This window comes from Streptosporangium sp. NPDC049248, assembly GCF_040678965.1.
In the GTDB taxonomy this organism is placed as follows: Bacteria; Actinomycetota; Actinomycetes; order Streptosporangiales; family Streptosporangiaceae; genus Streptosporangium; species Streptosporangium fukuiense.
Genome location: NZ_JBFAQY010000016.1, coordinates 94,112 through 106,542, shown reverse-complemented (window position 1 = coordinate 106,542; position 12,431 = coordinate 94,112). Strand labels below are relative to the sequence as shown.

Below are 12,431 nucleotides of genomic sequence, written 5' to 3'. Positions count from 1 at the left end.
CTGCGAACGCCACGAACGTGATCGAATACCGTGGATCGGCGGGAAGGGGATCGATGTTCGGCAGCGTGCTGCGTGACTTCCGGATTCGTGCACTGCTCACACAGGAGGAACTGGCCGCCCTGTCCGGCATCAGCGAGCGACAGATCCGCGAGATCGAGTCCGGCCGCGTCACAGTGCCCCGGTCCAGCACCGTCCGGGTGCTCGCCGACACGCTGAAGCTGTCCCCGGCGGACCGGGCCGTCTTCCAGCTCGCCGCGCAGCCAGACGCCGGACACCCACCGGTGCCCGCGCAGTTACCCGCCGACGTCGACGGATTCACCGGTCGTGCCGAGGCGCTGCGCACGCTCGACGCGGCCACTGCCGCGGTGGTCACCATCTCCGGCCCGGCCGGAGTGGGCAAGACCTCACTCGCCGTGCATTGGTCTCACCTGGTCGCGCCGAGCTTTCCGGACGGCCAGCTGTACGTGGACCTGCGCGGCTTTTCCCAGCACGCCACGGTCGACCCCGCCGAGGTGGTCCGCGGATTTCTGGACGCCCTCGGGGTGCCGCCCGACCGCGTCCCGCCCGGCTTCGCGGCGCAGGTGGCGCTCTACCGTAGCCGATCCGCCGACCGCCACCTGCTGGTCGTGCTCGACAACGCCCGCGACGCCGACCAGGTCCGGCCGCTGCTCCCGGCCGGCCCGGCCACCCGCACGGTCGTCACCAGCCGTCGGCAGCTCACCGCCCTGATCGCCGAGACCGGCGCCGCCGCGCTGACGCTGGACATCCCGGACATCGAGGAGGCGGTCGAGCTGCTCAACCGCCGGCTCGGCACCGGCGCCCCGCAGAAGGCCGATTCGAACACCCGGTCACCCCGTTCCCGGTCCGCCCCGGACACCGGTCGGCGCCCAGGGGCTGAGGTCGCGGACGGTTACGCCGTGGCCGCGATCGCGGCCGCGTGCGGACGGCTCCCGTTGGCGTTGGCGCTGGTCGGTGCGCGGGCGCGGCTGACCGGCTTCCAGCCCGAGGCGATAGCCGCGGAGCTACGCCACCCAGGGGGCCGGCTCGCGGCCCTCGAGATCGACGCCGTGTTCTCCTGGTCCTACGATGCGCTGAGCCGGGACGCCGCACGACTGTTCCGGCTGCTCGGGCTCGCCGCGGGCGCCGACATCTCGGTGGCCGCCGCGGCCGCGTTAACCGGCCGGGCGCTGCCCGATGTCCGGCGGACGCTGGCCGAACTGACCCACGCCAGCCTGATCACCGAGCATGCGCCTGGCCGCTACCGAATGCACGACCTGCTGCACGCCTACGCCGGCGAGCGCGCCCGGGCCGAGGAGGCCGAGGCCGTGCGGCAGGCGGCGCTGACCCGGCTGCTCGACCACTACACGCACACTGCCTACCACGCGGAGCTGGTGCTGAATCCGGTGCGCGCGCCCATCCCGATGACCCTCGGCGCGCCCGCGGACGGGGCCGAGCCGAAACACGTATTCGACCTCCCGGCCGCCCTGGCATGGCTGAAGACCGAGCACGCGGTGCTGCTGACCGCGCTGCGGCAGGCCGAGGAGGAGGGCATGCACCGGCACGCGTGGCAGCTGAGCTGGGCGCTGGACACATTCCTGAACGACCAGCGGCGCTGGCACGACGAAGGGGCGGCGTGGGCGGTGGCACTGCGCGCGGCGACCGCCATGACCGACCGCCCGGCGGCGGCGCACGCGCACCGCTTCCTGAGCGCGGTGAACGGCCGGCTCGACCGGTTCGACGACGCGCACGCCCACATGCGGCAGGCGCTCGAACTGAGTCTCACCGCCGGAGACCGGGCGGGCGAGGCGGAGAACCGCTTCGTGCTGTCCTACGTGTACTGGCTGCAAGGCGACAGTGAGCGTGCGCTCGACCAGGCCGAGCAGGCGTTGTCGCTCTTCACCGAGTTCGACGACCCGCTCTGGGCGGGCAAGGCCAGCCTCGCGGTGGGCTGGTACCACTCCGAGCTCGGTGCCTATCAACAGGCACTGGAGTTCCAGCTGCGAGCGCTGGATCTGCAGCAACGGGCGGGTAACCGGGCCAACGAGGTGGTCACCCTGGACACGCTGGGCCTGCTGTACCAGCGGCTGGGCGATCCGGAGACCGCGATCCGGCACTACGGGCGTGGCCTCCGGCTGGCCGGCACGATGGACAGCCCCGAATTACGGGCCCAGCTTCTCGGGCACCTCGGTGATGCGAGCGAGGCCACCGGGGACCCGCAGACGGCCCGCGAGCGCTGGCTGGAGGCGTACGAGATCTTCCGCGATCTCGGCCACCCTCAGGCCGGTGACCTACGCCGCAAGCTCCAGTCGCCCGGCTCCCGGGCCGCGACCTGAAAATAGCGGGATTCCGAATCGGCGTCCCACGGGCGGCTGTGGTGATGGACGTTGCCGTCAGTGCTCAGCGGGGAACGACCTGTGCCCGCACCCCGGGTAGATCGTCAAAGTCTGATTCTGCCTGCCCATGGGGTAACCCAAGTGCATGTCACCCTGCTAAACCCGCTCGCCGACGCGACACCCCGACAGCTCCGGACAACCTCTGCCGGCCTGGGACGAGACGAGCGGGTTGCAACGCGATCTCGCTGACAAGGGATGGCAGCGGAGCGCCTCCCTGGTCGATCTCCTCATGGCGGTGACGGCTCGGTACCGCAAGCTCACCGTGCTGCACGCGGACGCCGACTTCGACACCATCTCAAGTGGCCGGCGGGGACCACTCCCATCGACGACCTCTTCGAGAGGCTGCGGCAGAATCGGAATCCGACCATCGCTGGTTTCGATTTTCCGGAAAGCCCCGCCAATTCGGCATCGTCGAGATCTGGTCTGTGATCCGGCCTCGGGCTACCCTGATCGCACTGTGCTCTGAGCTTCAACGTGTCTGAATCCCATCCGCGCTGGAGAGCATGTGCCCGTCCCTAGGAGCCCGTGGCGGGCGCCGGTCGCCCTGGCGTACGCGACCTTTGTGCTGGCCGGGTTGAACGCCGGTGTGGGCGGAGTGCTGCTGCCCGCGCTGATCGGCGACTACGGCGTCGACATGACGACGATCGGGATCACCTTCTTCGTGTCCTCCGCCGGGTTCATGCTCGCCGGATCCGGTACGGGCCCGCTGCTTGAGCGCCTCGGTACGCGCCTGGCCCTCGCCATCGGCGGCGGCCTGTACGTGATGGCCACGCTGTACATGGCAAGCCGCCCGCCGTTCGTGGCCTTCCTGGCAGTGCAGCTGGTGGCCGGCTACGGCATCGGCGTGCTGGAGTCGGTGCTCAACGCCTACCTCACAGAGCTGCCCTCGGCCACGACGCTGCTCAACCGCCTGCACGCGTTCTTTGGTGTCGGCGCGCTTCTCGGCCCGTTGACGGCCGCCTGGATGCTGACCTTCCTGCCGTGGACGGCCGTGTGGCTGGTGCTGGCGGTGGCGTGCCTGCCGCTGGTGGCCGGCTTCCTGGTGGCCTATCCCAGGCGCACCCCCGCGGGTGACGGTGCGGCCGAGCGCCCCGTGCCGGCGGGGCCTCCGTACCCTGACGCCTTGCTGCCTCCGGCAGACCCCGAGGGCTCCGAACCGGAGCGGGGCGGTCTGCTGACCGCCGCCATGCGCTCGCCCGCGGTGGCACTGGCCTCGGGGTTTCTCGCCGTGTACGTCGGTTTGGAGATCAGTGTAGGCAACTGGGGGTTCACCTTCCTGGTCGAGGAGCACGCGCAGACCGGCCTGACCGCCGGGTACATCTCCAGCGGTTACTGGCTCGGGCTGACCCTGGGCCGGTTCCTGATCAGTCCGGTCGCCACCAGGATGGGACTGACCGCGGTCGGCATGACCTACGCCTGCCTGGCCGGCGTGACGGCGAGCGCGGTACTCACCTGGGCGGCACCGGGAGCGGCCGTGGCCACCGCCGGTTTCCTCCTGCTCGGCTTCTTTCTCGGGCCCGTCTTCCCGACGGCCATGGCGGTGGTGCCTGATCTGACCACGGCCCGGCTGGTGCCGACCGCCATCGGCATCATGAACGGGATATCGGTCATCGGCGGCGCGGTGCTCCCCTGGCTGACCGGCGCCATCGGACAGAGCGCCGGTATCTGGACCCTGATGCCCTCCGCCGTGCTCCTCGCCCTGCTGCAGTTCGCCCTCTGGCGGATGATCGTCGCCCGAATGACTGCAGAGAGACCCGACCCTGTCATATAAAGCATCTTTTCCAAGGCGCGCTCCCTACACCGCCTGGAGAACCGTCCGCTTCGCCGACGTCGGAATCACCGACAAGTACTGCTACGGCAAGTAATCGGCGGCGTTTCGCAGCGGACCGGTCGTGAGGAAGGCCCAAGAGCTGGATATACCAGCAGACCCACCGGGGTCTACCTGGAATCGAACCAGGTTAGAAGGAAGCTCTCAGATGGCCTCACGACCAGAATGCGAGGAAAGCGGGAAGGCTAGGATCCAAATCGGGTGTGAGAAGGAAGCCCTCCCATGGCCTCGCGATCTTCACGATATCAGGCGGGAATCAGTTCGTGCAGCGTCCCTGGCGTGTACACCCGCGAGCCCGGCGGCAGGTCGGCCGGCGCCGCCAATCCGATGTAGGTGGTGTGCTCCGCTGAAGAGCCTCTCTTACCCAGCAGATCGGCCAGGTATCGGACTCGCAGGTAGTCGCGTTCCACGATCGAACGCGTCAGCAACGAGGTGGTGACCCGGTTGCCCTCCACCTGGTTGAAGCCGGGACGTCCCTTCAGGTAGAGGTGCAGCCACTTCACCCGCCATCCGCCGTTGTCATCACGGAGAAAGACAAGCGGCAGGGCGATCCGGCCCGAGCCCCGCAGGTCGGACTTCGTACGCACGGTACGCGGCTCGAACGGCCTGCCTTCCTGCCCGGCTTCCCTGGTCATATAGCCGAAGAACGCCTCGGCAGCCTCGTCGAACGGCTCTCCGTCGTAGATGTTGACCTGCGGAATGATGATCGGCCGAGTCGCGTCGGCGAGACGGATGTTGATGAACTCCGACGCGCCGTGGGGTGCCTCGGTGAGGTCGCCGGAGTACTCGGCGAAGTCGTTGCCGTAGTTCGTCCACGAGATGTGCGTCGCGTTGCCGTAGGAGGCGTCGAGCATGAGCGCGGACAGGTCGTAGTCGGTGCGCCGCTCAGCCTGCCGCCAGTGGACGAAGAACCTGAGCAACTCTCCGTCCACCGTCGAAAGCGAGCCGCGGGGCAGCATGCCGAGCCCGGGCGAGACGGCCTTGCCCGAGAGCGGCAGGGCGACGTCGAGCACGTCGGGATCGACGATCAGTGCGCCGGGATCGGGGAGGCGGCGGACGATCTCCTCGTCCAGGATGGCGAGCGCCCGAGACAGGACCTCCTCCTCAAGCGGCGAGCGGGAGTCGGGCGTCGCCCATGCCCTGCCGTACCGGTTGGTGAAGACGCGGCCGGAGGCGGGGGCGAGCCGGTTCTGGAGGTGCTCGCGCAGGGACAACAGGAGGCGGCCGGAGGCGCCCGCCACGGCGTTTTCCGCGGCGTCCAGCACGGTCGGCGCGGAAAGGCCGATCCGCAGCAGGTGGTCGAGGCGGCGCAGCAGCGCACCGGGCGCCTTCCCCAGCAGTTCGACGGCGTCGGAGGTACGGCCCGCCGACAGTGCGGCCTCGACGCGGCTGTCGAAGCCGACGGCCCTACGCACGCCTCTGGCCACCTCGAAGACGGCGGCGGCACGTGGGAACCGCGGGTACTCGTGGGGATGCAGCCGCTCGCCGAGCCGCTTCCACTGCTCCCGATGGCGTGGCACGTCACCGAGCTTGGCCGGGGAGGCGACGGTGTCCAAGGCCTGCAGCAGGGCGCGACGCTCGGCGCGGCGGAACGAGCGGATCCTGGTGGGGGTGGCCAGCGTGACATCGCCGCCGGAGCAGCCGCAGGCGAGCCGGAGCACGTCGGTCACCGTGTCGACGAGCAGCGGCCGGCCGGCGGCCAGCCGCACCTCGTTGATGACCGCGCGGTTCTCACGCATGGGGATGCGCTCCGGCTGGTCAGCGCAGAACGACGCCAGGGAACGCAACGCCGCCAGATCCTCGGCGGCCGGCGGCACCTCGGAGCCCGCCAGCGAGAAGTAGAGCTCACGCGCCTCCGATTCCAGGCTCCCGCCCAGCTCCAGCACGGTCACCCGGTCCCCGGCCAGCGGGATCAGCTCGGCGTGAGCGGCCAGCAGGTCGGCGTAGGTGTGCCGGTAGCGGCCATAGCCCGGCAGAGTCAGCAGGTCGAGCGTCGGCGGCTGGACCCGCGCGGCGGCGACCGGGTCGAGCAGGGCCTCACGCAGCAGACCGGCCCAGAACTCCAGGGTGTCGGGCACGTTCGCGGGAAAGTCGACGAAGTAGGCGTTGTGCTGGACGTGGTCGCCCACCAGGCCGCGGACGGTGGCCAGGACCCGTACGCCGAGATCCGACACGGTCTCGCCGGGCAGCCTCGTCAGGTGTTCGAGCAGAGCCGCCGAGCACTTGAAGCCGACGCTCAACAGCGCGGCGTCGAGCTGACGGGCGGCCGTCTCCCCCCGGCCCGGCGCGAAGGCGTCGAGAGCGTCGACGGGAACCCGAAGCCGCCTGGCGATGACGAGGCTTTCAAGATTTTCCACGAGCGCACCTTATAACCGGAACACGCCTGTAATCTGCAGGTTTTCCGGGAGGCGATGACGCCTGTCACCTCAGTCGATCCGGCTCGGAACGCGAAAGCCGACGTCTGGTCCCGAACCATCCGAAGCGGGACCGGAACGCAGGATCTTCAATGCACTTCCAGCCCGTCTCCATGTGGTTCCGCGTCGGTCTCGTGAAGACGCGTGGTTGCTTTCTTCGGTGACAGACCGGTGTGTTCTCCGGCGAAGGCCAGGATGTCCGCGGTCAGGGCGCGCTCTTTGCTCGCGGGAGAGGCGGCGTGGGCGGTGTCGGGCTCTCGGCGCATGAGGATCGGCCGGTCACCGCTGGTGGCGTTTTGGAGGGCCGCGCACATCTTGGTGACGTGCGCCTCTCCGGTCTGCAGATCGGTCACCGCGCCGGTGAGCAGGAATGCGGGATAGGAGTCTCCGGGTGTGACGTTGTGGTACGGGGAGTACGCGAGTAGCCATTGGAGTTGTTCGGGCTGGGAGGCGGTCCCGAATTCGTCGGTCCATGTGCACCCCAGGCCGAAGTGTTCGTAGCGCACCATGTCGCACAGCGGGCCTTCGGCGATGACCGCGGCGTACAGGTCCGGCCGCTGTGTGGCGGCGGCGGTGACCAGTAGCCCGCCGGCGGACTGACCAAAGATCGCCAGTTGGTCGCGGGTGGTTCGGCCGGTGTCGATGAGCCAGGTCGCGGCGTCGTTGAAGTCGCTGACCGCGCGATGTTTGTGTGCTCCGCGGCCTGCGTCGTGCCAGCGTTGGCCTTCTTCGCCGCCTCCGCGTACACAGGCGACCGCGTAGGTGCCGCCGGCGCCGACCCACGCGGCCGCCGCGGGGAAGAACCACGGGCGCATCGGCATGCCGAAGCTGCCGTAGCCGTAGAGGAGGGTGGGGCGGGGGCCCCGATGTTCTTCGGCCGGGGTGAACAGGAACAGCGTGATCTCGGTACCGTCGCCGGCGGGATAGCGAACGCTGCGGCTGTGAATCTCCGGAGTGTGTCCGGCTGTAGTGGCGCCGGTTTCCTGTTCCGTCCTCCCGCTGGTGGCGTCGTAGCGATAGATGGTAGGAGGCGTGGTCGCGTCGCAGTAGCTGAACCACGCGTGATGCCCGTGTGGGACGTTCGTGCGCAGGGACGACACGACGCCCGCACCGGGAAGGGGCAGACCGGTGAGCAGCCGCCCACTGGCCAGGTCGTGCAGTGTCAGGGTGGAGATGCCGTGGCGGGTGCGTGCCACCAGCAGAAGGGGCCGTGGAAGCGCCGGGTCGTCCAGGACCAGGCACTCGTCCAAGGGGGCTTGGGGATCTTCGGCTACCAGCGCGCGCCACGCGGCCGGGTCGGTGTCGTGCCGGTGCGCCACGCAGATGCGGCCACACGGGGCCTGGTGGTCGGTGACCAGCAGCAGGTCGTTGTCCGCGAGGAAGCGTGGGAGAACACGGGCGCCTATGGCGCGTCCGTCCACGGCCTTGACGAAATGCGGGGCTTCCGGATCGACGAGCTCGGCCACGTACACATCGTTGTGTGAGGCGGGGCCGACCATCGCGGTGATCGCCAGACAACGGCCGTCGGCGCTGACCGTGAGCCCGTAATAGTGGTCCGGGGCATCGTCGCCGCCGAACACCACCGCGTCGGTCTGCCAGGGGGAACAGATCCGGTGCAACCTCACCCGCCGCTGCAGACGCATGTCGCCCGGGGCCAGTTCCTCATCGGGAACACGGCTGACGTAGTAGAACGCGTCCCCTCCCGGCAGCCAGGCGAGCGAGGTGTTACGGGCGCGTGGCAACGGCCCGTCCAGCACCTCACCGGTACGCGCGTCCAGCACCAGGATGTCGCTGCCGGGCTGCTCGGCGACCTCCATCTGGACGGCCACGCGTTCGCCCTCGCGCGACGGCCACCAGGCGTACAGCCCGGTGTGGCCGGACGGATCGATCTCTACCGGATCGACCAGCACCCGCCTGTTCCCCTCGGTGTCAACGACGAGCAGGCGCCGTTGCTCGTCCCCACGGAGCTGCTCGGCAAGGAACATGACCGAACCACGCACCATCGGAGGCTCCGAGACGCCGAAGGATGACACCTGGTCCACCAAGGACGCCCACGATCGCCTCTCACGCCATCCGGCGCGATACGCGCGGAAGAGATGATCCTGGGCCGCGGCCCAGTCCCGCACGCGCGCGTCATCGCCGTCTTCCAACCACCGGTAGGGATCGGGGACCGGGAATCCGAACAGATCCTCCACCGCATCGCTGCGCCAGACGGCAGGGTAGAACAATCGCACCACAGACGCCCCCCGATGCATCGCCCCGCCTGCAACAGGTCGAGGCACTGCGGCCTTTACGCACCGCAGCACCTCGGCTCATTCAGCTACGACTCGCCGCGAAGAATGTCCGCCTGCCAGCCGCGTACGCCCCCAATGCGGGTAGTCGGAGTGGAATCACGATACGGTAGGTAGCCATTCATGTCAGCCTCCCGGATTCGTTGATTCGCCCGGAATGAGCGATTACGACGACAAGTATCCCCGGGCCCGGGATCGATAAACACCGGCGTCACCCTCGATGGTGAGCGCCAATCCTCCTGGATCCCCGGCGCGCGGACCTGCCATATCGACTATCCTCCCGCTAAAATTTCAGGTAAAAGAAAAAGGCATACTGGAATGCCGTGTTCGGATCGATCTCAATTCGGAGCCTTTCGAGATGGCCCCCAGGGCCGGCGGCGTTCTCGAATCGTGAGACCGGGAACGATCGGCAGGTCGCCGAAATCATCGCGGGCCCGGCGGGTTCCCTCGGACCCGCCGGCGTCCGGCTGATCCGCGACCCGGACGAGGACGGCCTGCGGATCGCCGCGTGACATCCCCTTGGACGTGCCACCGATCTTCGCCGCCAAGAATCAGCGATGATCAGCTAAGCAACGGTCAAAGACCGACATTTCCCGACAGCGGGCCGGGAACGTCACCACCGGCCAGAACATTGAGCACGAAGGAACATCTCCTCGTATTTTCGCCTGTGGAATAAGCGATCTACCTTACCGTGCGAGCAAGTTGGCGGAAGTGAGATGGATTGCATTCCATTCACACGTTAAATTGCGGATACATCCGACTCTGAGACTGTTTTCCGAGATCACGTCGGTAGAGAGGGATCACGACCGGGGAGGACCGAATCGAAGTCGCTCGAAGGGCGCGTGCTATGACGGTATATGCCTATCGGTGTCCGCACTGCTCAGAAATCGAGGTCACTTTTCGGATAGGCACCGCACCCGCTGCGGTGCCGTGCCCGGACTGCGGCGCGGCCTCGGTTCGGGCGTTCTCAGCGCCGATGCTGGCGCGCACTCCGGCCGCCGTGGCCGCTCGGTTGCAGCGCGCGGAGCGCAGCGCCTCCGAGCCGGAAGTCGTCACGTCCCTGCCGCGGCGCCGCGCCGGAGGCGCGGTGGCCGTCCATCCCGCTACCGGCCGCCTGCCGCGGCCGTGACCGTCTCGCAGCGCCGAAAGGAACCCAGCCGTGCCAGAGTTGATTTTCCCGCTCGACTCGAAGAGGAAGTTCACCGACCAGGCCAAGATCGGTCACAACCGTTGGCACCCCGCGATCCCGCCGGTGGCATGGGTCAAGCCCGGCGACAGCTTCCGGGTCCACTGCCGGGAGTGGTTCGACGGTGCGATCCACAACGACGACTCCGCCGAGGACATCCGTGACGCCCCGTTGACGAAGGTGCACGCGCTCAGCGGCCCGTTCGCGGTGGAGGGAGCCGAGCCGGGCGACCTGCTGGTCGTGGACATCCTCGACCTGGGGCCCATCCCTCAGGAGGACAGCGGCCCGCTGGCCGGCCAGGGCTGGGGTTACACCGGGATCTTCCCCACCAGGAACGGCGGCGGGTTCCTCACCGAGCAGTTCCCCGACGCCTACAAGGCGGTCTGGGACTTCTCCGGTCAGACTGCCACATCGCGCCATATCCCGGCGGTGTCGTTCACCGGCATCACCCACCCCGGACTCATGGGCACCGCGCCGTCAGCGGCGCTGCTGTCGAAATGGAACGCGCGGGAGTCGGCGCTGAGGGCCACGGACCCGCAGAGGGTGCCGCCGCTGGCCCTGCCTCCCGAGCCCCAGGACGCCGTCCTCGGCTCCGTCTCCCCGTCCGAGTTCGACCGGGTCGCGGCCGAGGCGGCCCGCACGGCACCGCCGCGAGAGAACGGCGGCAACCAGGACATCAAGAACCTCACCCGGGGCTCCCGAGTCTTCTACCCGGTGTACGTGTCCGGCGCGAACCTGTCGGTCGGCGACCTGCACTTCTCACAGGGCGACGGCGAGATCACCTTTTGCGGTGCCATCGAGATGGGCGGGTTCATCGACCTGCGGGTCGACGTCATCAAGGAGGGCATGCAGACGTACCGCGTCGGCGAGAACGCCATCTTCATGCCGGGCCGCACCGGCCCTCAGTACAGCGAGTGGCTCGCCTTCTCCGGGGTGTCCGTCACCCTGGACGGCGAGCAGCGCTATCTCGACTCGCAACTGGCCTACCAGCGGGCCTGCCTGCACGCGATCGACTACCTGACGGCGTTCGGCTACAGCCCCGAGCAGGCGTATCTGTTGCTCGGCGCCGCGCCGATCGAGGGCCGGCTGTCGGGGGTGGTGGATATTCCCAACTCCTGCGCCACCGTCTACCTGCCAACCGCGATCTTCGACTTCGACGTCCGTCCCGGCGCGTCCGGCCCGCTCCGCGTGCCACAGGGCACCAGCGCACCGCACGCCGGCTTCGACTGAACCGCTGACCGCCTCCCGCGGCCCGATCACGGGGACCCGCATCGTGGACCCGTCGTCCCGAACGCGGGCATGCGCGGCATGCCCGCCAGCCGGCCCGTCCTCACCCCGTCCGCAGGCCTTCGTCGTGTTCCAGGAGGTCGAAGCTCAACACCGACTCCTGCCGCTCACGGAGGAGCTCACGTTCACCTCGTAGTCATCGTCCTCCGTTTCCAGGAACAACACCGAGAGGTGAACATCTCTACCGTCGACGGATTTGACAAAGCAGTTCACCACTCCGCCTTCATCCTTCGGAGAGGGTTTCCAACCGTCCACGGTCGCGGCGTCCTGATAAAAGGACAGCATCTCGGCCACCTGGCCCGAAGGACGGTAAGCCTGACTGACAGTCACCGTCCGGTAGACACTGTCACAACCGGATCCGCGCCCCCCCTGGGGCTTCGCGTGCGCCGGATGAGCATCGAGGATGTCGAGCTTGCCCAGGGAGGCGATGAGCCGGTCATCCTCAGCGGTACACCCATCGGTTGACGCCGAAAAAGCGACAAAAGCCACTAAGGCGGCACCGACCCCCATACAGGCGGCCACGAGCACCGCGATCGTTGAGCGCTTCATCATCAAAATCTAGCGCCCCTGCGCATTCATTCAACAGGGAAGCCCTGGCCACTCTGGAATGCCCCGGAGTCATGCGGTCATTTCGTTCGACCGACCTGCGAGGGCCTCGTATCGGCCGACCCACCCTGTCGGCAGCACCGCCGTCGACCAGAACCAAGAAGGCCCCGGCCGTGATCGGCTCGGGGCGTTCGTGCTGCTCGGCCACTGTGCTCAGAGGCGGGGTCGAACCGCCGACCTTCCGCTTTTCAGGCGGCGCGATCACCCTGCTCCGCTCATTCGGGGGCGAAAAGGCGATGACGTCACCCGCCTTGGGCACGTACGTCCCGTCGGCCGCCTTGCCCGTGACCGCGTCACTCATCTTCAGTGTGGGCATCATCGCTTCGCTCGGTTCGATAGGACTCTTTTCCGGTCATCTTGGAAATCAACGGCTGAGGCATTGCCGAGCAGGCGGAAGCCTCAGACCGGCCCCGAACTGGGCGACCT

Annotated in this window: 7 protein-coding genes and 1 tRNA gene; 4 read left to right on the top strand and 4 right to left on the bottom strand. The window is 68.3% G+C overall.

The features are described from left to right. Positions 1-53 precede the first annotated feature (53 nt). Positions 54-2,333 carry a tetratricopeptide repeat protein gene (locus AB0K21_RS26735; RefSeq protein ID WP_364154204.1) on the top strand — a complete coding sequence of 760 codons (2,280 nt, stop codon included), beginning with the start codon at positions 54-56 and terminating at the stop codon, positions 2,331-2,333. A gap of 565 nt (positions 2,334-2,898) precedes the next feature. After that, positions 2,899-4,164: an MFS transporter gene (locus AB0K21_RS26730; RefSeq protein WP_364154201.1), complete on the top strand. Its 1,266-nt coding sequence runs from the start codon at positions 2,899-2,901 to the stop codon at positions 4,162-4,164. Positions 4,165-4,466: 302 nt separating this feature from the next. Here the strand turns inward: AB0K21_RS26730 and AB0K21_RS26725 are convergent, their stop codons facing one another. Continuing rightward, positions 4,467-6,578, bottom strand: coding sequence for a hypothetical protein (locus AB0K21_RS26725; protein ID WP_364154198.1), 2,112 nt, complete (start codon positions 6,576-6,578; stop codon positions 4,467-4,469). A gap of 146 nt (positions 6,579-6,724) precedes the next feature. After that, on the bottom strand, positions 6,725-8,890 hold the full coding sequence (locus tag AB0K21_RS26720) for a prolyl oligopeptidase family serine peptidase (RefSeq protein WP_364154195.1): 2,166 nt from the start codon (positions 8,888-8,890) through the stop codon (positions 6,725-6,727). An 883-nt stretch (positions 8,891-9,773) separates the two neighbouring features. Here AB0K21_RS26720 and AB0K21_RS26715 point away from each other — a divergent pair. Together AB0K21_RS26715 and fmdA are read left to right on the top strand one after the other, a co-directional pair. Further along, positions 9,774-10,055, top strand: a complete 282-nt coding sequence (locus tag AB0K21_RS26715; RefSeq protein ID WP_343972595.1) for a zinc ribbon domain-containing protein — start codon at positions 9,774-9,776, stop codon at positions 10,053-10,055. Between the two features lie 30 nt (positions 10,056-10,085). Next, positions 10,086-11,342: a formamidase gene (gene fmdA / locus AB0K21_RS26710; RefSeq protein ID WP_343972592.1), complete on the top strand. Its 1,257-nt coding sequence runs from the start codon at positions 10,086-10,088 to the stop codon at positions 11,340-11,342. A 144-nt stretch (positions 11,343-11,486) separates the two neighbouring features. Here fmdA and AB0K21_RS26705 read toward each other — a convergent pair whose 3' ends face one another. Together AB0K21_RS26705 and AB0K21_RS26700 are read right to left on the bottom strand one after the other, a co-directional pair. Beyond that, positions 11,487-11,948, bottom strand: a complete 462-nt coding sequence (locus AB0K21_RS26705; protein ID WP_364154190.1) for a hypothetical protein — start codon at positions 11,946-11,948, stop codon at positions 11,487-11,489. A gap of 210 nt (positions 11,949-12,158) precedes the next feature. Next, positions 12,159-12,221, bottom strand: a tRNA-Phe gene (locus AB0K21_RS26700). Between the last annotated feature and the right edge of the window lie 210 nt (positions 12,222-12,431).